This is a genomic window from Streptomyces phaeochromogenes (assembly GCF_001418655.1).
Taxonomy (GTDB): Bacteria; Actinomycetota; Actinomycetes; order Streptomycetales; family Streptomycetaceae; genus Streptomyces; species Streptomyces phaeochromogenes.
Genome location: NZ_LIQZ01000077.1, coordinates 1 through 20,874, shown reverse-complemented (window position 1 = coordinate 20,874; position 20,874 = coordinate 1). Strand labels below are relative to the sequence as shown.

Sequence of the window (20,874 nt, the reverse complement as noted above, 5' to 3'; positions counted from 1 at the left end):
GCCCCGGCCCCGGCCCCGTAGACAGTGGCGGCTCCCTGGTAGGTGCCTTGGGTCGAATCCGTCCGGCCTGGGAGGACGTAGCGGGAGCCTTCCGCGGGGAGGCGATGACGGCACCCCCGACGGGGACGCGGACGCCTTCGGGCTCGTGGCGCCGGCCGACGGGGACCCGGAGACCGCGGACGGCGAGGGCGTGGAGGACTCCTTCCCCGGTGATGCCGGCGGGTGATTCTCCTGGGAGTTGGCGACGGCCGGGGCCCGCCCGGCCTCCCCCTCGCTGTCCAGCTACATCGTCATGATCAGGCAGACGAGAAGACCGGTGACGACCAGCCCCGTGGTGGCGCCCACCATCAGCCGGCGTCCGCGTGCCGCGGGTGGCGGAAAGGTTGCCGCCGATCTTTCGGTCGGGGTCGGTTCCTGGGAGATGAGCAGTCGGACGGCAGTGCTGGGCACGGTCTCTGTGAGGCCCTCCTCGGACGGGAGCGCGTGACAGGCGTTCGTGCGAGTGATGGGGTCCGCAGCCGGCGAGACCCCGGCCAGGTACTCCCGTGGACCCGCCCAAGGCACCTCAGGCGGAAGCACGGTCTGCTTGCACAAGTGACTGCTGTGCGGGGTAGTGATCACCGTCGATTCGGCTGGGCCGGGCAGCCGGTCTGACCCCAACACCCCGCACGTGTAAGGCGATTCGAGACGCCGTGTCCAACTGCTTTGATGGCGAACGCTGTTGGCATGGACTGGGCACGCAGGCAAAGCCAAACATGCCATGTCTGCGCACGGAAGGACTGCGCAATACACCTCATACAGGTCAAAGATCCCTCAGCAATCTGCTTTTCATCCCTTCAAATGGTTGACAGCCCGGTGTTACATGCCCGAACTTCATGCGTAACACCTGGTGCCCGAGACGCGTGAGTGTCGCGGCATCTGTGTGCCTTCTCCGTACCAAGGATGTCCTCATGCACTTTGGCGGGCATGTGCTGTCTCTTTCCCCGCAGTTGGAGAGGATTCGGCCACTTCCGCACAGTCCTACGGCGCTGAAGCTACACACATGGGAGTGAGAGCATGTCGCCAGGAAACCTGTCTCGCCGCACGCTGCTCGGGGCCGCCGGCGCCGCTGCAGCCGCGACCGCGCTGCCCGTCGTCCCCGCGTTCTCGGGCCTGGTGTCCGAGGCGGTGGCCGCCGACCCCCAGACCAATCTGAACGACATGGTGGACATGCGGTTCGGCATGTTCAACCACTTCAACATGGGCACGTTCACCGACGAAGAGTGGGCCGCCCCGAACCAGAACCCCGCCCTCTTCGCCCCCACGGCCGTGGACTGTGCCCAGTGGGCGGCTGCCGCCGCGGCGTCGAAGATGAGCTACGGCGTGCTCACGACCAAGCACCACGACGGCTTCTGCCTCTGGCCGACCGCGTACAACGACTACAACGTCGCAAACAGCACCTACAAGCAGGACATCGTCGCCCAGTACGTCGACGCATTCCGGGCCAAGGGCCTGAAGGTGGGCCTGTACTTCTCGATCTGGGACCGCACCTACGACGTGCAGGCGTACGACACCCGGCACGGCGTCGCCGCCGACCAGACGATCCAGCCCGGTGATCTCACCTACATGCTGAACCAGATCACCGAACTGCTGACCGACTACGGCACCATCGACATGTTCATCACCGATGGCTACGCATGGCAGATGGGCCAGCAGGCCGTCTCGTACCAGCGGATACGCGAACACGTGAAATCGCTCCAGCCGGACATCGTCATGATCGACCACGGTGGGTTGTCGGTACCGTTCCTCGGCGACGCGATCTACTTCGAGGAGCCACTGGGCATCACCTCGCCGGCCGGAAACACCTACGCCTCCATGCAGGGGCAGACGATCAGCAACGGGTGGTTCTGGCATCCGTCGACGCCGACCGAAGGCCTGATGAGCAAGGCGTCGATCCTGGCCCACCTGGCGGACCTGGAACCTAAGTACACCTCGTTCATCCTCAACTGCCCGCCCAACCGCAACGGCAAGCTGGATACCAACGTAGTCGCGCGACTCACCGAGGTCGGGGCGGCATGGAGCCCCGACACTTCCAGGGCGCGCTTGCCGACGCAGCTGCCACGCGCAGAGCACCCCGTGACTCCCGTCAGCGCCTACGCGACCGGATTCCATACCGGCGAGGGCCCGATGAACGTGATCGACGGGCTGAGCGACAAAGGCTTCGAGACCTGTTGGTCGACATGGGGACTGTCCTCGTCCCTGCCTCACTCGATCACGATCGACCTGGGCGGGGTGTGGAGCAACGTCTCGACCCTGGAGTACCTGCCCAAGCAGTGGAACCGCAGCAACTCCACCGACGGCGACATCACTTCGTACACCATCTCCACGAGCACCGACGGCACGGCCTTCACCCAGGTCGCCACCGGTTCCTGGACCGGCGACCACGTCACCAAGGTGGCCGAGTGGAGCGCGAGGAATGTTGGTTTCGTGCGGATTCAGGCCATCTCCGGCACCGGCGGATACGTCAACGTGGGCGGCATCCGGATCGGCGGCAGAACCGCCGAGCCAACCCTGTTGTCACGCGTCCTGCCGGGCAACGCAACCGTCTATCGCCTGGTCAACCGCAACAGCGGCCAGGTAGCCGACGTGAGCGGGAACGGAACCACCAATGGCACCGGGATCCTCCAGTGGCCCTGGCTGAATCAGGCCAACCAGAAATGGACCTTCGCCTCCACCGGCGACGGCTACTACAAGATCAAGAGCGTCAGCAGCGGCAAACTCATGGAAGTGGCCGGCCTCTCGCGTGCAGACGGCGGCAAGGTGGGCATCTGGTCGGACAACAGCGTTTTCCAACAGCACTGGGCTGTGACGCCCACGGGCGACGGCTACTACTACCTCACCAACCGGCTCAGCGGACTGTCACTCAACGTCGACGGCGCCTCCACCGCCAACCTGGAGCAGGAGACGTACAACCGGGCCTCCCCGCAGGAGTGGCAGATCATCGCCGTGTGATGCCTCGATTCAGATCACTCCATCGGAAGAAGTCTGGTCGGGCAGCGCCCCCTCACTTCCGTGAGGTCGTCCCGGAGATCCGGGCTTCGCCTGAGCCCAGGTACTCCCTCAGCCAACGCTCGGTGTTGCTCACGTGCAGCAGTGCCGCGGCCTGGCTGAGGGCGGCATCACGGGTCGACAGTGCGTCAAAAATCGCCTCGTGCTCCGCGAGGGTGCGACCCGCGGCCCCGGTGTCGACCAGACCGCGCCAGATGCGGGCGCGCAGGGTGCGGCCGGAGATGGCCTCCAGGAGAGTGAGCAGCGTTTCGTTGCCCGTGGCCGAGACGACGGCGCGGTGGAAGGCGGCGTCGTGCGCGTTGAGCCGTTCGACGTCGTCGCGGGCCTCGCGCATGGCGTCCAGGTGCTTCTTCACTTCCGTGAGTTGTTCATCGGAGATCCGGGTGGCGGCGAGGGCGGTGGCGACCGGTTCGAGAAGTCGGCGTGCCTCCATGAGGTCCTGCAGCGCGCCGGAGTCGCCCTGCATCAACTCCACCGCACCGCCGAGCCCCTCCAGGAGCAGGCTCGGCTGCAGGCTGGTCACATACGTGCCGTCGCCCCGTCGGACCTCCAGGACTCGCGCCACGGCCAGCGCCTTGACCGCTTCTCGTGCGAGGTTGCGGGACAGGCCCAACTGTGCGGCCAGGTCAGGCTCAGGGGGAAGCTTCGAGCCCGGAGGAAGGGCACCGGTCCGGATCAGTTCACGGATCTGTTCAATGGCCTTGTCCGTCAAAGACAACGCGAACTCCTTCCGTGACCGTCTCAGCAGGCACGTCCAACCCGGTCAGGTTCTGGTCCTGAGCGCGAAGATCATCTCAGAGACCTTCCGGGACGCGCCGACGAAGAAGTTCGACGTTCCTTGCCACCTACTCGGGATTCCGCACACCAAGGGTGACGTTGATGATAGTCGGATGTACGGAAAGGCTGTGGCTGCGACCCGGAGCGCAGTGGAACGATGCCCGGGAATACCACCTCCCGCTCGTTTTCGGGGGCGCCTGTCACCCGACGCTGTTCGAGCATGCCGCGTGCCGCGAAGGGCCACACCGCGACCGGCGAGCGGACGGCGCCCGAACTGGCTCTGACGTCGTCATTCGGCCCCGCCCGGACGGCTGGAGCGTGTCTCTTTGATGGATGGGAGACCGACCCTGAGGGGTGGTTGGGGGCGGCACGTACCGGCTAGGGTCGCGGTAAGCGTTCGCTTAGCCGCCTTGGGTGCAGTATGGCCTGCGGTGCCAGCCGAGAGGGAACCTGATGCCGGTCATCGACGCGTGGATGCAGCACCCCACGCTCCGTCACTCCAATCATGAGATGTTCGAGTCGCTGCGTCGGTGGACGGGTCGGGGCTTGCTGGAGGAACCGTTGCCGGTCAAGGCTACGGTGGCGGCGATGGCGGCGGCTGATGTGGAGATCGGTCTTTCGGCGGCCTGGTACGGGCCGCAGGGGCCGCTGATCACCAACGATGAGGTGGCCGAGTTCGTCGCCCAGTCCGAGGGACGGCTGCGCGGGGTGGCCGGCGCCGACCTGACCCGGCCGGTTCAGGCCGTGCGGGAACTACGCCGCGCGGTGGACGAACTCGGCTTCGTGGCCCTGCGGATCGTGCCCTGGCTGTGGCAGCTTCCGCCCACCGACCGGCTCTACTACCCGCTGTACGCCGCCTGCGTCGACCTCGGCGTCCCTTTCTGTACCCAGGTCGGCCACACCGGTCCGCTGCGTCCGTCCGAGACCGGCCGCCCCATTCCGTACATCGATCAGGTTGCGCTCGACTTCCCCGAACTGACCATCGTGTGCGGGCATATCGGCTACCCGTGGACCACGGAGATGATCGCGGTGGCCGACAAACACGCCAACGTTTGCATCGACACCAGCGCCTACACCGCCCGCCGCTACCCGAGCGAGCTGGTCGACTACCTGCGAGGCCGGGGTCGCAGGAAGGTGCTGTTCGGCACCAACTACCCCATGATCACCCCCGGCCAGGCGCTGGAACACCTCAGTGAACTGCGCCTGGATGAGGAAACCACCGAACTGTTTCTGTCCGGCAACGCCCGACGGATCTTCAACCTCTGACCATGCTGGGGCCGATCCGGGCCCACATGAAGATCGCCGCAAGATGGAGAGCGGCCCGATAGGCCAAAGAGAGCTTGTCAGTTCGCATGGCCCGGCCGCGCCACTGCTTGAACCAGTTGATACACCACTCGACGGTATTGCGCTCCTCGTACGCCTCGGCATCGAAAGAGGGCGGGCGGCCTCCGGCACGACCCCGCCGGAGGCGGTGCTGGATCTGGTCGGCGGGCTGCAGGATGATCGCTCGGATCCCGCGTCGACGGAGATGTCCGCGAATGGCGCGGGAGGAGTACACCCGGTCCGCGGGGACCACTTCCGGTCGGGTTCTGAGCCTCCCCGGCCCCATTCGCGGGACCCGGATCCCATCCATGACCGCCGCGAAAGCAGGCGCGTCCCCGGCCTGACCCGCAGTGAGGTGCAGGGCCGCAGCCGCAATCCCGCCCAGTGATAGACGCGGGGTCCCTTCACGCCGTCGCCGCACGAGGTCTTCTCCCCCGCCTCGTTGGGCGCCTGAGCGAACGAGGCCCTCGATCCGGGGACACCCCACAGTGAACTGGGATTTGGGTACGGCCAGCGCATAGCCGGCGCCCGATTGTTCCAGCAGCCGGCGGAAGCGATTGTCCTGCCCGTAGGCGGAATCCGCAGTGACCCAGGTGATGGACAGCGGCGAGGCGAGGGCACGCAGCACGATGTGCCGGGCCAGTTCGCCCTTGGTGGCGAACTCCCGCTCGTCGGGGACCTTTGCAGTGCGGCAGTACGCGGCCATGCGGGCGGCGTACTTCGACTGATTCCGCGACCGAGTCGAACCGTTGCGGACTGCCGCACAAGAGTCTGGGCAGACCTGCATCTGGACCGTGCCTCGATCAAGTGCGCAGAGGACGAGCTGCGTCAACTGTGGGCCACGGAGCAGAAGATCGTGCGCCGGGCGGACAAGAAGAGAGTCTGGACAAGAGTAGAAATCAGCTGCACCACACTGAGCGCGGTCGGCACGGCCGGTCTGGCTTGCGCCGCGGCACTGCCAGCCATCGGGGCCGGCGCTGCGTTGCTGGCTTTCGCCGGTTGGGGCATCGCCCGGTGGCCGACGCCACGACCGGCCCCCAACCTGGGCGGGGCCTTGATGTTCGTCGAAGCACAGCGGCGCCTGGCGTGGATGCGCCCAGACATCCCGCAGCGCTCGTAGGCGCGCGCCGACTCGACGGGGCAATCTCCGCATCCGCCCCGCGCCAATTGAGATGTCGGGTAATTCTGGGTCTCGGTTCGAGAGGAGCCGAGTGAGGGTCAACAGCGACGATCTTCTCGACGTTTCCAGGGACACCCACCGACGGACCGCCGTGAAAGATCGAGGTTGTATTCGTGGCCGATTGGCCACCGACTGGCCATCCGCCGTGAGATTCGGCCACGGAATCTCAGATCCCATCGCCGGCTGTAGGTTCTCGGTTTCGCTGTCAGGTGACGGCGCTGTGACCTGTTGTCCTTCTCCTTGTCTCAGGCCTCGTCGCTGGACGGCCGTCTCAGGAATGTGTCATTTCCTCATGCCTGGGTTCGAGGAACCGGCGCGAGGATTCCCGGAAGTGGGTGACGAGCGGGTTGCGGTCGTCTGCGCGGCTGGCGACGACCACCTGACAGGGTTCGATGTCGTCGACGGTGATGGCGGCGAGGTCGTCCCGGAGTGTGTAGCGCCGGTCGTACGCAGGCACGACGGCGACCGCGCGCCCGTCCGCGACGACTTCGAGCTTGTCCTCGAAAGTGTCCACGAGCAGCGGACCGAGTGGTGCCGGGTTGCCGTCTGACCGGGGTTCGAGCCGCCAGAACCCGCTCCAGCCCGCAGCCATGCCGGCACAGGCCGGCAGGGGTTCGTCGGCGAAGTCGTCCTGCCTGACCGACTCCTTGTCGGCGAGGCGGTGGGATGCGGGCACGAGGAGTACCCGGGGTTCGTCGTAGAGGACGGTCACACTCAGGTCGTTGTCCGGGATGGGAAGCGGCGTGCGGGCGACGAGCACGTCGACCCGGCCGTCGGGAAGGGCGCGGGTTTCGTCCCAGTGCAGATGCCGGGTGCGGACGTGGGCGTCGGGATAACGGCGGCGCAGGTCCCGCACCGCGGGAGTGATGACGAGGTCCTCGACGTACCCGATGGTGATCGTGCGCGGTGGCGCCGCGGCGCGTGCGGCCCGCACCGCCTGCTGGGCGGAGTGCAGGAGTGCCTGTGCCTGGGGCAGGAAGGCCGCACCCGCCGCGGTGAGAGCGCTGCCCTGGGTAGTGCGCTCCAGCAGGCGCACGCCGAGGGTGTCTTCCAGCCGCTTGATCTGACGGCTCAGGGAGGGCTGGGCCACGTGCAGCGAGGCCGCCGCCCGGCCGAAGTGCAGATGCTCGGCGACGACCGTGAAGTACCGCACCAGCCTCAAGTCGAGGTCCAGGCCTGGATCGAGCACCGGAGCGGGCGAAACTTCATCGGACATGCAGACACCCTACGCGTGATGCCGATCCTGCATGACGGGGTGCGAAACAGGTCTTGGACGCCTTACCGCAGGCGGCTGTTGACTCGTTGCTGTCCCTCCGTGGCCGCCCCGGAGGGACATGATCCGCAGGCCGATTCCTGGAACAGAGGATGTCCACCATGGGCAAGTACGAGGGCAAGAACGTCGTGATCACAGGAGGCAGCAGCGGGTTGGGCCTGGCCACCGCCCGGCTCCTCGTGGGCGAAGGGGCACGGGTGCTCATCACCGGGCGTGATCAGGCTCCGCTGGATGCCGCCCGCGACCAGCTCGGCGACAACGCGAGCGCGGTACGCAGCGACGCGTCGTCGTTGTCCGACATCGACGCGCTGGCCGACCGCGTGAAAGCCGAGTTCGGCACGGTCGACGCCCTGTTCGCCAACGCGGGTGTCAACGGATTCGCACCGTTCGAGGCGACGAGCGAGGAGCTCTTCGACAAGTTGCTCACGATCAACGCCAAGGGCCCGTACTTCACGGTGCAGAAACTCGTCCCGCTGCTGGCCGAGGGCAGCGGCGTGGTGCTCACCACCTCGGTCGTGAATGTGCTGGGCCTTCCCGCGCTCAGCGCATACGCGGCGAGCAAGGCGGCGCTGCGCTCGATGACCCGCAGCATGGCCCGCGAGCTGCTGCCGCGGAAGATCCGCGTCAACGCGGTCAGCCCCGGCCCGATCGACTCCGGGATCCTGGAGAAGTCGATGCCCCCGGAAGCGGCGGAACAGACGAAGGCACAAATGGCTGCGGACATCCCCATGCTGCGCGTGGGCACCCCCGACGAGATCGCCAAGGCAGTCGCCTTCCTCGCCTTCGACGCCACCTTCACCACCGGCGCCGAACTCGCCGTGGACGGCGGCGGTTCCCAACTCTGACAGGCGTCTCCGTCATGGCCGGGAGCGGCCCCACGCTGCGCTCCCGTCCGCGTCGTCCCTCCTGGACGAGCGAGGATCACGGCCTGCCAGTCACAGGTCCATGTCGCATCCGACTCTCATCCGACATCAGCGCGAGATGCCGCAGCCCACCGCGAAGGCGATCGAGATCGCCGCCTCCGTGCCCGCGGCATCGGCCTCTGGCTTCCCGAGACGACATGCGGCGTCACTTCACCACAACCGCGTCCTGCTCCTGTGCGTCCTACTACTGAGCGCCGGCAGAAGTCGGCTACCCCGGGGGATCGGGACGCGAGTCATGCAGAAGTACGCGATCGTCCGGCACATCACACGGTTCTTCTGGCCCCCGCGTGGTGCAAGACCGCAGCCGCCCACGTTCGCCCGGCAACTGGTGGGGCTCTGGCTGTTCGCGCTTGCCTTCGGGGCCGGGCTCACCGCGATCGGCTGGGACGAAGAGTTCGGCATGGCACTGCTGCTCCTCTTTTATGGCGACATCATCGACGGGGTGCGGTACCGCTGGACGGCCACACTGGCCGCGGTATCAGTCCTGTTGGCTGCCAGCCGGCTCACAACAGCCGTCCTGCCCGGCTCCCTCGACGATGCCTGGGCGCAGAGCGTTGGCTCCGCTGTCGGTGTCACGCTCGGGCTGGCAGTGAGCGCCGCGATCACACGGCTTCCGGAACGCCGACCACAACGACCCGCCGGGGGACACGACTCCGGGTTCAGCGGTCAAGGCTCTCCGTAAAGGGAGAGGGGCCGCCGACCTCGGTGACAACAAGCCTGCCTTTGTGACACCTGTCGCGCTTCAGCTCAGCTCGGAGCCAAGATCTTTGTGGGACAGCCCTTGGCTACGCTCCGCGCGCCGCGAACACCGCCGCACCCAGCAGGGCCTTGTCCTCGCCGTCGTCGTGTACCGACAGGGCGAGTTGTTGGAGCCGCGGGTTGTGCTGGGTGAGGCCTGTGGTGAGGGGTGGGCCGATCAGCGGCCACGCGGCCGTGATGGAGCCGCCGAAGGCCACCGTGTCGGCCTCGAAGGCGGTCAGCCACGGGGCGAGGGCGCCGCCCAGAGCGCGCAGTGCCGAGGTGATCACGTCTCGGGCGATGACGTCGGCGGCGGCGAGGGCCGTCAGTTCCCGTAGCCCGTCGACGGGACGGCCGGTGCGGTTCGTGTAGTTGGCGGTCATCGCCCGGGTGGAGACCGTGTACTCCAGCGGGCGGTCGTCGACGGTGAGCAGGTCGACGCGGCCCTCGGGCGGCACGCGCGGGTCGTCCTCGACGATCGTCCCCCGGGCCAGGAACGCGGAGCCGACCCCCGTGCCGAGCGTGACCGCGACGAGGCGCCGGCTCGCCTGGGCCGTGTGCCAGGCGCCGAGGGCGAAGGCGGAGGCGTCGTTGAGGAACCGCAGCCGGTCCGGGCGGCGGTTCGGACGGGTGGTCAGAAGCCGGCCGAGAGCGAGGCCGTCCATCGAGGCGAACTTGCCGACTCCCTGGTAGCGGGCGATGCCGCGCGCGTAGTCGAACGGCCCTGGTACCGCTATGCCCCAGGTCCCGCCGACCGCACGCGCGCCGAGGGCCGTCGGCAGATCACGAGGAAATCGCAGGTAGGAGCCGGGTATTCGCCCCCAACAGCACCTGCACCCCGGACAGGCCGCCTTGTGGCCCTACGGGCCTCGACCTGGACGACCGTGTCGGTCACCTCGCCCGACTCCACGGACACGCCCTCCACGGAGGAGAACAGCAACTCCTCCAGCTGCGGCCGTACTTCGTTCACGGCGAAGGACTGTTGACCGCCCCACCGTCCAACCAGGCGATTTTCGGGCGGACTTCAGTGGTCGCAGGCGGTCACTGCGCCAATGACACTCTGGCCGCGCATGAACCTGGCTCCACTCATCAGGCCACCTTGGAATCGGTCATCCGAGGAACCGGGAGGCGCTCTACCGGCGGACCGCCGAGATCAGTCCGCCGGGGCGCTCCTCCCGCTGCGGCGGGGTGTTGATCGGGCGGCCGTAGGCGGCAGCGCGCTCGCGCAGGGTGTGGCTGTCGGCCTCCCAGCCGTGCCCGGCCAGCCAGCCCACCGGGTCGTCGGGCGTCTCCGAGACCCACATGGACGCCGCCGTTCCCGGCCCGGCGTCCGCGCCGAAGCGCTCGATCACACCGCGCGAGCCCAATGTCAGCCCCATCCGACTGCCTGCCGCCGACTGCGTGCTGATGCGGGCCAGCAACAGCTCCACCGCCTCCTCGGGCAGATAGATCAGCAGTCCCTCGGCGATCCACACGGTCGGCACGGCCGGGTCGTGCCCTGCGGTGGCCAGCGCGGCTGGCCAGTCCTCACGCAGATCCACCGCGACGGTGATCCGCTCGCAGCGTGCGACGGCCCGCTCCTGGCGCAGCACCGAAGCCTTGAAGTCCAGTGGCGCGGGGGTGTCGACCTCGAACAGCCGCGTGCCCTCCGGCCAGTCCATCCGGAAGGCCCGGCTGTCCATGCCGGCGCCGAGCAGCACGACCTGCCGGACCCCGGACGCGGAGGCCTGCTGCAACAGGTCGTCGAGGAACTTCGTCCTGATGACGATGGAGAACGCGACCGCCAGGCGGCGGCGTCGCGCAGCCTCGTCATCGGGCAACGGCGGCGAAGAGGAGGGCCACAGGCCGCCGGCGGTGGCGAAGGCCTGTGCCAGTGGATCGCGGAACAGCGCGTTCTCCCGCTCGGTCTCCAGCGCCCGCACCCGGGCCACCCCCACCGCCGTGGCCCACACTCCCGACGGCTGCACCCGCTCCTGCTCATCAGTCACCGAGCCAGCCTAGAAGACCGATTCCAAGGGGCTTGATGGAGGGAGCCAGTTTCATGCGCGGCCAGCCAGTCATGCACGCACTGAACGCGTGCGACTACTAATACTCCAGCCGTAGTTCGTGATCTTCATTCCTGAGTGGCTTGTCGTCGGTAGTGGCTGGCTTGGGATCTGGCCGGGTGGCGGCGTCGCCAGTTCGACCAACCGAGCCGGTGGGCTGTGTCGTGGACGGGTCGGACGACGAGGGTGATGAACAGGCGCTGGATTTTGTTGCTGGTGAGCGGAATGAGGGCATCGGGTGCGGGGCGGGTGTGCTCGTCTGCGCGGACGACGGCGAGGAAAGCGTGCGCGAGCATGGCGAGGGTGACCCAGCGGGACCAGGAGGTACAGCGGCGGACCCGGTGCTCGTCGAGTGCGGCCAGGCATCTGCCCGACTGGAAGAACTCCTCCACCCGCCATCTTGCTCCGGCGACTGTGACCAGCACGGTCAGCGGCACGGACGCGGGCGAGTAGCAGCGATAGTAGGCGAGTTCGCCGGTGCTGCGGTTACGGCGGATCAGTAGCTGACGACTACCCGGGGCGTGGGTCGGGGAGGTCGATGACTGCCCAGTTGTAGACGCGGTGGCCCTTGGCCCCGGCCCCTGCGGAGAGCTTCTGCCAGGCCCGCTCGGGCACTTCTTGGCCAAGATGTCCGCACGGAACTTCCCCGCACCGGTGGTGACTTCGGGCAAGCAGGCCACCGCGAGGACGTAGCCGGTGCCGCGTTCCTCCAGTGCGGTTCGCAGCTTCGGGTTGCCGCAGTGGACCTCGTCGCGGGCAACCCATGCGGCCTGGTGGCCGGCGTCCAGGAACCGGGCGACCATACGAGTGGCCAGCTCCGACTTGGTGGCGGAGGTGGTTTCCTCGGCAAGGCCCGCGGCGCGGCAGCGGTCGGGGTCGGAGGTCCAGGAGCGCGGAACGTAGAGTTCCTGGTCCACTGCGGCGTGTCCGCGTTTGCCTGCGTAGACCAGGTAGACGGCGACTTGGGAGTTCTCGATCCGGCCGGCAGTACCGGTGTACTGGCGCTGGACGCCGACCGTGCCAGTGCCCTTCTTCACATCGCCGGTCTCGTCGACCACCAGCACCGCCCGGTCGTCGTGCAGGTGCTCCACCACGTAGCCGCACACGTCGTCGCGGACCTGATCGGCATCCCGCTTGGCCCTGCCCAACGCGTGCAGCATGCCGTCCGGAGTGGTCTCGCCGGCCCACTCGGCGATGGTCCAGCAGTTCTTGCGCGGCAGGTCGGCCAACAGACCGAGCACCAACCGCGCCGCCCTGCGACGGGGTTCGACCCGGGCGAAGCGCCCCTCGATCCGGCCCAACAGACCCTCGAACGCGTCCTGCCAACGGGCGAGTTCTATGCTGTGACACGCGGCCACCATCTCTTCGTCAGTCCACACAACTCACGATGATCAACGGTGGCCGCACCCGTCTCCACAACGCGTCAGGGCCGCGCAGTTCCGCCTGCCGTCCTGAGTCAGGAGGACATGTGCAACGTGGCGAAGTCTGGTGGGTGAAGTTCGACGAGCGGCGGCTGGTCGTGCTGCTGGCGGCAGACGACGCGTCCAGGATCCGGGCGATGCAGGTCGTCACTCCTGCGGGCGTCGACATCAGCGGTCTGGGCGTCGAAGTACAAGTAGGGCCCATGGAAGGACTGCCCTTTGAAGGCGTGCTGCGGTTCGCGTTCCCGAGCCCGGGCTTTACCCCCTGCACGTGGCTGACCACCGTGTCCCAGGACGACCTGATCGAACGGGCGGGCGTCCTGTCCTCCGCGAAGCTCAGCGAGATCGAGGACGCCCTCCGCCTCGGCGAACAGGCGAAGGAACGGACCCCGGCGACAACCGCGAAGCTCAGCGAGATAAGGGACGCCCTCCGTCTCGGTGAACTCGGGTAGGCGCAGAGGCACCACTCACCATCGAGATCACGATCTACGGCTGGAGTACTAAGACCGTGTCCCACGTGGTCAGTTGGGCGTTGTACCGGTCTTGGGGAGTGGACGGTGGGGATGGATCGTTCCGGATGACCTGTGCTAAGAGACACGCCCTAGATCAAAGTCGTACGGATCGAAGCAGACCTTGCGGTGGGGCCCACAAATCTTGGTGTTCTGCGGAATCCTCGAATCTGTCTGGCTATAGGCGAGGAATGTCACGGTCCGGCCCGAGGCGAAGCGCAGCGTGGCCTGGCGCACCGAGCTGGTGCCCTTCGGCCGATCACCGGTAAACGCGAAGGGCCCTTGGGTATTCTCCACAAGACTGACCGACAGCCAGTCCTGCTTCGAGTACGTCGACCCCACGCCGCGCGGCGTGGGGTCTCCCACCTGTACATAGCCACGCGCCGGGCGCTTCGGCGCGAGTCCGTAGCACCCATGGCTCTTCAGGCTGGACCGGATCGTCGTCAGACAGTACGTATCGGCATCCGGCATCCATACGAGGTCGCCCGTGCCCGTGGGCTCAAGGCGTTGCAGCACAGCAACTTCCGGGAGTTCGGGCTCGACGCCTGTGTCCAGGTCCGACTCCTCGATGAACTCGGAGAAGGAGTCCACCAGGTTTCCGTCCTGCCTGCCGACCGCTGCCCCACCGAGCGGTTTGGCCGGACCGGGCTCCGGTGGCACAGGAGCATTCGTTGACGGTGAAGGTGACGACGAGGGAGCCGGGGAAGTCCGGGAAGCCTGCGGCGATCCATTGTCCGTGCACCCGGTGACCAGCACCAGCACAACTCCCATCCCGGCCAGCAGCGCACGCTTCATTCCCGCCCCCAATGGATCCCCACCCCGGAATTGCGGGGATCTTACCCTTCGTGCGACACCGGAGAGGCTCCGTTGCTACCGGCGCCCCGTGCCGTGTACGGGTGCCGGCAGCCGCACTCTGCTGCTACAAACGGCTCCTCAAACTGACCATGTAGGACACGGTCCATAGCCACCATTGCGCTCAGGTCAGCAGTCACCCTGTGTACGCAGGATGATTGTCGATCTTCGTGTGACGGAGGTTGAGGTCGCCCGAAATCGCCCAGCCGGAGTGCGGTGTGGTCGACAGCGCTGCACCGCGAACGAAGTACGGCCGCAGCTGGACGAGTTGTTGGTTTCCTCCGTGGAGGGCGTGTCCGTGGAGTCGGTCGAGGTGACCGACACGGTCGTCCGGGTCGAGGTCCGGACGACCGTCAGGCAGGCGGCCTGCCCCGGGATGCGGATGCTGGTCGAGCCGAATACATGATTCCTACCTGCAGTTTCCCCGTGATCTGCCAGCGGTCGGCAAGTTCGCCGTGGCGTCGTTACGGGTGCGCCGGTTCGTCTGCGAGGAGGACTCTTGCCCGGGCAATGCCTTCGTCGGGCAAGTGTCCGGGGTCGCCCGCCGGCTCGGGCGGCGGACCGAGCGACTGCGGTCGACTCTGGTCTCGATGGGCCTTGCGCTCGTGGGCCGGGCCGACGCCCGCATGGCGGACGCCTTCGGGTCGCCGGTCAGCCGGGCCCTGCTGAGGCTGATCGCCGCGCTGCCCGACCCTCCTGCCGCCACGCCTAGCGTGGTTGGCATGGACGAGTACGCCCAGCGCAAGGGACATGTCTACGGAACTGTGCTCGTCGAAATCGAGACACAGACACCTCGCCCAGTGGACCTCCTGCCCGACCGGGAAGCGGAGACGCCGGCGGCCTGGCTCGCCGAGCGGCCCGGCATCGAGATCATCTGCCGCGACCGCGCACCCTCCCTCGCCGAATGCGCCACCCGCGCCGCCCCCACAAGCCCTCCAGGTCGCCGATCCATAGCACCTCTGACACGACCCGGGGCGCCTCTTCGACCGTGCCAACCCCCTGGTCGAGGCGCCGGACCGCTGTCGGGCGACGGACGACCCGTCGGCATTGAAGGTGCGCATCGTCTTCTGAGCGCGCGGCGCCCTCGTGATGTCAGGCGGCGCGCTTCACGTGGCGGACCAGCCACATGAGCAGGGCGTCCAGGTCGGCGGCGGCCGAGAGGACCCGGTCGACCGCTTCGGGGGTGTGCAGCCACTCCTCGCAGCCCAAGCGACGGGCGGCGATCAGCGAACGGTGGCGCAGCAGGTTCGTACGGGAGTGGTCGGTCGGATAGCCGCGTGGGGGTCGTTTCATCACGTCCCCGGAGATGTCGTAGCCCTTCTTCCGCACGTCCTCGACGATGGCGGACAGTTCGCGGCCGCTCCCCTCGGAGGCCACCGCTTTGCGGAACATGTCCACCTGGCCGGGATCGGGGTACCACCAGGCGCCCTGGATCCGGAGGCCGTCCAGGTCGAACCGGAGACCGATCTCGATCTTGCGGCCGAGCCGGATCACCGCGCCCTGGTGCTGCCACCACCAGGAGTCGGTGCGGTAGTGCCAGACGGAGAAGTCCTCGTACCGGGGGTCGGAGTCCGCGACCGCGTTGAGCAGGGCGATCATCGGCTGCCGGACCAGGCGTTCGCGGTCCGCGCGGCAGCGCTCGCGGGTCGCGTGGGTCGGTTCGCCCTGGAGCTGCCACAACACGTCCATGGCCTGCTCCGGCCAGCCGGTGAACTGTCCGCGCATGCGCGCAGGATAGCCCACCCATAATCCGCGCGAGAGGAGAGTCACGCGGGCCAGGAAGGCGTAGCCCCAGACGTGGTGGGAGGTCTGGGGGCGGGGCTCGTCGGCCAGTTCGATGTGCCGTACGCGGTGGGCAAGTTCGTCGAGGAACAGGGAGAGTGCGCGCAGAGGAACGTGAGATCCCACAGCTGTGTAGGGTCTCGCGGATCGTGTCGGAGACCGCCCTCGTGACCTGCTGCTTCTTCCGTTGGCTCACGGCGTCGGGCATCGGAGTCTCAGCTTCGTGTCACTTCCCCGGCGGTCTGTCTTGATCGGAGCAGACCGCCGGGGATAGGACCTGGACTGTCACGTACCTTCCGGGTCAGCAGCCCGCAGGTCTCCCACCTGTGCGGTAGCCGGCTGGTTTGCGGACGAGCGCGGTGTCGGTTCGGCAGTGCGGACACACGTCGACGCCGTCGGCGATTGCGTGGACGCGGGGTGCCGGAGCGGAACTCGCGTGGACGAGCCTGCGGGTGTGTGGCCCGCTCGATCGCACCGCCGTGCGGCCGATGCGCTTTCCCTGGCCCGGTCGGACGGGCGGATCAGCGCAGTCCGGCGAAGAGATCGTTCTCGGGTATGGCCGCGCCGGTGGTGTCCTGGACGCGTACGAAGGTCTCCATGCCCATCAACTCGCCGAACCTCTCCTTGCCCATCTTGAGGAAGAAGATGTTCTCGCCCTGACTGGCGTGCGCGGCCAGCGCGTCGAACTTCTGGCCGCTGAACGCCATGGTGTCCACCCACGTGGAGATCTCATCGTCGGGCAGGCCGATCTCGGCCATCGCGGCGGCCTCGGCAGGGTCCGGCTCCGGCATGTCCGGATGGAACTCGCGCATGATCTCGCCGAACTGCCGCATCCCCGAGCGGGGCATCGTGGTCCAGTACACCTTCGGTGCCGGCTCGGTCATCTCCAGCGCCGCCATCGTGATGCGGTGGGCCTGAATGTGGTCGGGGTGGCCATAGAAGCCGTTCTCGTCGTAGGTGACGACCACATCAGGCTGGTAGTGCCGCATGAGTTCCGCGAGTCGGGCCGCGCCTTCCTCCACGGGGGTCTGCCAGAAGGATCCGGGGGCGTCGTTGCTCGGCCAGCCCATCATCCCGGAGTCGGCGTAGTCCAGCATCTCCAGATCGCTGACCTTCAGGACGTCACAGCTCTCCTGGAGTTCTTGCCGGCGCATCGAGGCGACGGCCGCAGGATCATGGCCGGGATCGCCCGGCTTGACACCCCCCGGTCCGTCACCGCAACCGCCGTCGGTACACGTCACGAGAACGGTGCGGATGCCTTCCGCCGCGTACCGCGCGAGGACCCCTCCGGTTCCGGTGGCCTCGTCGTCGGGGTGGGCGTGAACTGCCATGAGCGTCAAAGGCCGGTCAGTCATCAAAACAGTCCTCCAGCGGACATACGTATTGGTCCAAGTAGCGCGGCGGGCGTACCGCGATCGGGGGCCCGGATACTGGTGGGGCGGACGACCTTGTGGTCTCCGTGCCCCCGCCCGTGCGGTGCCGGTCCCTCCGTCGATGCAACCGTGCCGGCCGGACCGGATGTTCCCGGCCCGGCCGCTTGGCCTTGCAGGTTCGCCTCGTTCGACACCTGCTGTCCCTCGCGAGTCACGGTGGCGCGGAAGCCCTTCGCGGTCCGCGAGCCCACGCCTGAACCAGTGGTTCCGAGTCTGGTCGGCCGGAATCGTTGCACTACGTCCAGTGTGTCCGAGGTAGAAAGCGTCAGCGCAGCGAGGCCGGCCCGGGCTGGAGATCAGGGGATGAGGACGGGTTCCGCGGGCCCGGTACGTGAACGGTGCGGGCCAGGTGCTCTTGCAGACGGGCGTGACGGAACTGGTAGAGAGGGCCGACCTGGCGGAGAATCCCCAGGCGGTGGGCGTCGTCGAGGAAGTGCTGGAGCTTCCAGGGGAGCCGACCGCGAGTGGCGAGCAGCAGCCGGGCGGCTGTGTAGTACGGCCACGCGTGCGCGGCCATGGCAAGCATCAATCCCGTTGGGCCCACGCCCAGAAGCGCACAGACGAAGGCGGTCAGCACATTGTCGTACGCCGGACCTGGCTTCGCGGGGTCCGCTAGTTGTAGTACCGCGTTGAGGTTGTAGGGCAGCGTGACAAGGAGCAACCCCGCGCAGCAGCCGACGAGGGTGACGAGCCGGTCGGCACGGACTGTCGTGACAGGGTCGGTGACTTCCTGCTCGCTGGTCGTGCCGCGCGTCCAGTAGAGCAGGGCTTGCAGTGCTCCGACCAGACCTCCAAGGATCAGGCCGTGCGTCCAGGGCAGTTCCACCGGGGGCGCGGGCCGGCTCCGGGGGCTGTCCGGTGTCATGACAACGAGCGCGTACAGCCGGAAGGCGGCTACGGCAAGAGCTGTGGTGCCGAGAAAGGTGGCCACAGCGAGCAACAGGCGCCGGGGCCGGTTACTGGGAGTGAGTGTGCCTCGGCGTGGCAGGAGCGGCGGAAAGGGGAGGCCGGCGGAGTACAGGACCAGCACAAAGGTGAAGCCCCAGAAAAACACGCATGCGATCGCGTATGCGTACGGCGCCGTGTCGTCCGGCCGGTCTGTTGTCACGCCGACAACGGCGAATGCAAGAGCTCCGAACAAGGCGGTGCGTGCGGCTCCGGTGAGCCGCCGGGTGCGAGGTCCGGGGCGGTTGGCGATCCTCGCCGCCAGCCAGCACATGCACGGCAGAGCAACAGCAACAGCCCCTGGAATCCACTCCAGGCTGCCCAATTTCTCAGGGGCGTATTCGGGGAAGGCCTGACCCGTTGCGAAGCCGAGCAACGTGAGCAGGAACAGGAGGACACCCAGAGCGCCGCAACGGGCCCAGGTGCGGGACAGAGCAGGCACCCAGTTGTGGAGCTGCCACCACGCCAGGTCGGTAGTACCCCGGAGCTGCATACCTGAGGCGATCTGTGCGAGGTAGTGGTGAGCCTGCTCCGGGCTCCAGGGGCGTCCTGCCGGGTCGTGGCGCCGAGCAGTTGCGTAGACGGTGGGGACGAGGGCGGCAAGGAGGTGGTCTTCGATCGCTTCCTTCGAAGTGAAGTCCCGCAACTCATCAGGGTTGCCGGCCCCTTCGGCGTACACCGACCTTGCCAGGGCCACGATCAGCGGACTGCTGAACGCCTCCGAGACCGCTCCCCCGGGGTGCTCGTTCACATGGTCGGCAAGGCAGCTCCAACGCTGCTGCGACAGCCCGGCGGCCGTGGCCTGGCGCAGCAGGCGGAGGGACTCCTGGGCCGGCAGGCCGGCCGGTTCGACTACTACCGCGTGCGCCAGGGCACCAGTGGCCGTCACAGCGTCGGTGTATTCGTCGGTTCGGCAGGTCAGGATCAGAGGCGCATCAGTGTCGTAGACCCTGCTGAAAGCGGTCAGGACAGCTGCGCGGACCTCCTCCGGGAGTTCGTCCAGACCGTCGATGACCGGGAGCACGCGGTGGTCGGCGAGGATGTCGTCAACCGCGCTGGGACCGTAGGTGGGCACATCTGCCAGAGCCGGATAGTCGGCAGTGATACGGCGGCACAGCCACTCGTGGACGTTCTCTTGGGCGGGGTCGAACGATGCGGCGGTGAACAGGACAGGCACCGGCTCGGCGTCCTGGCGGGTGCGCAGCAGAGAGAGGGCCAGCAGTACGGCGAACGTCGTCTTTCCCGACCCGGCGGTGCCGAGGACAACCAGTCGGCGGCGCGGCAGTCGGCGGAAGGCCGCAGCCAGTTCCTCCGCTTGGTCGGACCGGCAGGAGACTGTCCCGCCGACCAACTCCGGGTGGTCGCAGATCCCAGCCTCCGATGTGTCCGACCAGGACACGGGCAGCGGCGCGGGACTGTTGAGTTGCCGCAGACCCGCTTCCCTGCGCCACTGACGGTCTACCAGTCGAGCCAGAGCGTCCTGTGCCTGTGCCAACTGGGTGCTGGTGGAGCGACCTTGCTGACCGGATCGGCGCCATGCCCAGACCGACAGAACGCCGAACAGACTGATGGCCATCGCAATGATCGAGCTTGCTGTCGAGGCGGCATCTTTACCCAACCCCATCCACAGCATCGTCAAGATCACCAGCGAAATCCCGCAGAGCACCCACGTCACTACCCAACGCCCGCGCATGCCGCTCCCCTGTACCCGCTACCTGCTGTCACGCTCCCTTCAGGTCAACGAGGTCTACACGGACAGGGAAACGGCTGTCGCCGACGGTCTGTCGACGTCTCCGCAACTGGTGGCACCACCCCATGCCATGGGGACTGTCAAGCGAGCGGTGTATCTGGGGTGGTTGGGGTTGGCGACGGGCCACGGACAGGATCCGGACTGGATCGTCGAACTCGGCATCGGTGATGGTCGGCCACCCCCGCGCGGTCCACGTCGGTGACTGCTGCACCGCGGGCATGCGGCGGCGTTCCGTCGACCGCGGGCGAAGCGCGCCGGCTCCTGGTTTCGGGGATGGGCACGTGCATCCGCTGCCATCCCGACGCGGCACTCGGCCCTCGGCAGGCTCGTGCTGAGAGAGCACGATGCGCTGCGCGGCCTCCTAATCGCCTTCTTCGCCGCGGTCTTCTTGGTCGTCTTCCTCGTAGCAGTCTTCTTGGCGGGCACCTTCTCCGTCTTCGTGATCGCCATGTCTGCCTCATCGCTGCCAGGTCTGACAGCGGCCGTCGTCGAGGCGGGGCGTTCAGCTGTCGCAGCCGACGCCGTCACCATCCCGGTCGAGATGCGACCCGTAACCGGGCTCGCCGCGGCGGATGGGTGCGGCTCCGGCGGCCCGGGCTTCGCTGCAGTTGGCGTAGTACACGTCGTTGCCGCCGCCGGTGGAGCCGCCGCCGCTGTCGCTGCTGTTGTCGTCTGCGGCGGCGGGCCGGGCGGTCACGGTTTTGGTGACTTTCACTTTCACCGTCTCGGTGGCGGTCACGGTCGGCGCCGACTCGGCTTCGGCTTTCGCTGTTTCGGTTGCCGTGGCGGTCGCTGTGACGGTGGTCGTGGGGCCGGGCTTGGCCGCGGTCGTCTTCGCGTCGGTGTTGGAGTCGTCGGCGCCGGCGCCGATGCCT

18 protein-coding genes and 2 pseudogenes are annotated in these 20,874 nt (G+C 67.6%); 7 read left to right on the top strand and 13 right to left on the bottom strand.

Going from position 1 to position 20,874, the window contains the following annotated elements; translation table 11 throughout:
• Positions 1-282: 282 nt before the first annotated feature.
• The gene (locus AOK17_RS50680) at positions 283-450 is read right to left on the bottom strand and encodes a hypothetical protein (RefSeq protein ID WP_157881304.1); all 168 of its coding nucleotides are present in this window, start codon (positions 448-450) and stop codon (positions 283-285) included.
• 606 nt (positions 451-1,056) lie between these two features.
• Here AOK17_RS50680 and AOK17_RS11445 point away from each other — a divergent pair.
• Positions 1,057-2,991, top strand: a complete 1,935-nt coding sequence (locus AOK17_RS11445) for an alpha-L-fucosidase (RefSeq protein ID WP_055612288.1) — start codon at positions 1,057-1,059, stop codon at positions 2,989-2,991.
• Between the two features lie 52 nt (positions 2,992-3,043).
• Here the strand turns inward: AOK17_RS11445 and AOK17_RS11440 are convergent, their stop codons facing one another.
• Positions 3,044-3,766: a FadR/GntR family transcriptional regulator gene (locus tag AOK17_RS11440; protein WP_055612287.1), complete on the bottom strand. Its 723-nt coding sequence runs from the start codon at positions 3,764-3,766 to the stop codon at positions 3,044-3,046.
• Between the two features lie 512 nt (positions 3,767-4,278).
• Between AOK17_RS11440 and AOK17_RS11435 the strand changes: the two genes are divergently transcribed.
• Positions 4,279-5,091, top strand: coding sequence for an amidohydrolase family protein (locus AOK17_RS11435; RefSeq protein WP_055612286.1), 813 nt, complete (start codon positions 4,279-4,281; stop codon positions 5,089-5,091).
• On the opposite strand, the pseudogene AOK17_RS11430 reads toward AOK17_RS11435, so the two are convergent.
• The 3 genes and pseudogenes from AOK17_RS11430 to AOK17_RS11425 all read right to left on the bottom strand — a co-directional run.
• A pseudogene (locus AOK17_RS11430) lies at positions 5,081-5,599 on the bottom strand (transposase); the annotation flags it as partial. The gene AOK17_RS11435 and the pseudogene AOK17_RS11430 overlap by 11 nt on opposite strands.
• Positions 5,515-5,842: pseudogene (locus AOK17_RS53920) on the bottom strand (transposase); the annotation flags it as partial. The pseudogenes AOK17_RS11430 and AOK17_RS53920, both read right to left, overlap by 85 nt.
• A gap of 757 nt (positions 5,843-6,599) precedes the next feature.
• Positions 6,600-7,544 (bottom strand): LysR family transcriptional regulator, encoded by a 945-nt coding sequence (locus tag AOK17_RS11425; protein WP_055612285.1) that lies wholly within the window; start codon positions 7,542-7,544, stop codon positions 6,600-6,602.
• 158 nt (positions 7,545-7,702) lie between these two features.
• Here AOK17_RS11425 and AOK17_RS11420 point away from each other — a divergent pair, with 158 nt between their 5' ends.
• Entirely contained in the window at positions 7,703-8,446 is a 744-nt protein-coding gene (locus AOK17_RS11420; protein ID WP_079052939.1) for a glucose 1-dehydrogenase, read from the top strand.
• Between the two features lie 313 nt (positions 8,447-8,759).
• Complete coding sequence (locus AOK17_RS11415) at positions 8,760-9,206, top strand: hypothetical protein (RefSeq protein WP_245697093.1); 447 nt, start codon at positions 8,760-8,762, stop codon at positions 9,204-9,206.
• 103 nt (positions 9,207-9,309) lie between these two features.
• On the opposite strand, the gene AOK17_RS11410 is transcribed toward AOK17_RS11415, so the two are convergent.
• The 3 genes from AOK17_RS11410 to AOK17_RS11400 form a co-directional block, all read right to left on the bottom strand.
• Positions 9,310-9,927, bottom strand: a complete 618-nt coding sequence (locus AOK17_RS11410; protein WP_055612283.1) for an ROK family protein — start codon at positions 9,925-9,927, stop codon at positions 9,310-9,312.
• Positions 9,928-10,395: 468 nt separating this feature from the next.
• Entirely contained in the window at positions 10,396-11,250 is an 855-nt protein-coding gene (locus AOK17_RS11405; RefSeq protein ID WP_107102361.1) for a class I SAM-dependent methyltransferase, read from the bottom strand.
• Positions 11,251-11,375: 125 nt separating this feature from the next.
• Entirely contained in the window at positions 11,376-12,686 is a 1,311-nt protein-coding gene (locus AOK17_RS11400; RefSeq protein ID WP_245697092.1) for an IS701 family transposase, read from the bottom strand.
• Between the two features lie 89 nt (positions 12,687-12,775).
• Here AOK17_RS11400 and AOK17_RS11395 point away from each other — a divergent pair, with 89 nt between their 5' ends.
• Positions 12,776-13,180 carry a hypothetical protein gene (locus AOK17_RS11395; protein ID WP_055612281.1) on the top strand — a complete coding sequence of 135 codons (405 nt, stop codon included), beginning with the start codon at positions 12,776-12,778 and terminating at the stop codon, positions 13,178-13,180.
• Between the two features lie 135 nt (positions 13,181-13,315).
• Here the strand turns inward: AOK17_RS11395 and AOK17_RS11390 are convergent, their stop codons facing one another.
• The gene (locus AOK17_RS11390) at positions 13,316-13,828 is read right to left on the bottom strand and encodes a hypothetical protein (protein WP_055612280.1); all 513 of its coding nucleotides are present in this window, start codon (positions 13,826-13,828) and stop codon (positions 13,316-13,318) included.
• A gap of 851 nt (positions 13,829-14,679) precedes the next feature.
• Here AOK17_RS11390 and AOK17_RS53915 point away from each other — a divergent pair.
• On the top strand, positions 14,680-15,219 hold the full coding sequence (locus AOK17_RS53915) for a transposase (RefSeq protein ID WP_425424604.1): 540 nt from the start codon (positions 14,680-14,682) through the stop codon (positions 15,217-15,219).
• Here AOK17_RS53915 and AOK17_RS11385 read toward each other — a convergent pair.
• The 3 genes from AOK17_RS11385 to AOK17_RS11375 all read right to left on the bottom strand — a co-directional run bounded on the left by AOK17_RS11385 (position 15,182) and on the right by AOK17_RS11375 (position 19,825).
• The gene (locus AOK17_RS11385) at positions 15,182-15,997 is read right to left on the bottom strand and encodes a DUF2461 family protein (protein ID WP_245697091.1); all 816 of its coding nucleotides are present in this window, start codon (positions 15,995-15,997) and stop codon (positions 15,182-15,184) included. The two genes, AOK17_RS53915 and AOK17_RS11385, sit on opposite strands and share 38 nt — an antisense overlap.
• Before the next feature lie 395 nt (positions 15,998-16,392).
• Positions 16,393-17,226 (bottom strand): PIG-L family deacetylase, encoded by an 834-nt coding sequence (locus tag AOK17_RS11380; RefSeq protein WP_055612279.1) that lies wholly within the window; start codon positions 17,224-17,226, stop codon positions 16,393-16,395.
• A gap of 343 nt (positions 17,227-17,569) precedes the next feature.
• Positions 17,570-19,825, bottom strand: a complete 2,256-nt coding sequence (locus tag AOK17_RS11375) for an NACHT domain-containing protein (RefSeq protein WP_169801910.1) — start codon at positions 19,823-19,825, stop codon at positions 17,570-17,572.
• Between AOK17_RS11375 and AOK17_RS51235 the strand changes: the two genes are divergently transcribed.
• Positions 19,818-20,201: a hypothetical protein gene (locus AOK17_RS51235; RefSeq protein ID WP_169801909.1), complete on the top strand. Its 384-nt coding sequence runs from the start codon at positions 19,818-19,820 to the stop codon at positions 20,199-20,201. The two genes, AOK17_RS11375 and AOK17_RS51235, sit on opposite strands and share 8 nt — an antisense overlap.
• Positions 20,202-20,501: 300 nt before the next feature.
• On the opposite strand, the gene AOK17_RS11370 is transcribed toward AOK17_RS51235, so the two are convergent.
• Positions 20,502-20,874: excalibur calcium-binding domain-containing protein (locus AOK17_RS11370; protein WP_063997202.1), on the bottom strand; the 373-nt coding region annotated here is incomplete at its 5' end.

Bases quoted from the DNA above. Each gene is read 5' to 3' on its own strand.
- AOK17_RS11445 (WP_055612288.1), top strand. From the start codon at position 1,057: ATGTCGCCAGGAAACCTGTCTCGCCGCACGCTGCTCGGGGCCGCCGGC.
- AOK17_RS11375 (WP_169801910.1), bottom strand. From the start codon at position 19,825: ATGGCCATCAGTCTGTTCGGCGTTCTGTCGGTCTGGGCATGGCGCCGA.
- AOK17_RS11380 (WP_055612279.1), bottom strand. From the start codon at position 17,226: ATGACTGACCGGCCTTTGACGCTCATGGCAGTTCACGCCCACCCCGAC.
- AOK17_RS11410 (WP_055612283.1), bottom strand. From the start codon at position 9,927: ATGGACGGCCTCGCTCTCGGCCGGCTTCTGACCACCCGTCCGAACCGC.
- AOK17_RS11415 (WP_245697093.1), top strand. From the start codon at position 8,760: ATGCAGAAGTACGCGATCGTCCGGCACATCACACGGTTCTTCTGGCCC.
- AOK17_RS11435 (WP_055612286.1), top strand. From the start codon at position 4,279: ATGCCGGTCATCGACGCGTGGATGCAGCACCCCACGCTCCGTCACTCC.
- AOK17_RS53915 (WP_425424604.1), top strand. From the start codon at position 14,680: ATGGGCCTTGCGCTCGTGGGCCGGGCCGACGCCCGCATGGCGGACGCC.
- AOK17_RS11425 (WP_055612285.1), bottom strand. From the start codon at position 7,544: ATGTCCGATGAAGTTTCGCCCGCTCCGGTGCTCGATCCAGGCCTGGAC.
- AOK17_RS51235 (WP_169801909.1), top strand. From the start codon at position 19,818: ATGGCCATCGCAATGATCGAGCTTGCTGTCGAGGCGGCATCTTTACCC.
- AOK17_RS11420 (WP_079052939.1), top strand. From the start codon at position 7,703: ATGGGCAAGTACGAGGGCAAGAACGTCGTGATCACAGGAGGCAGCAGC.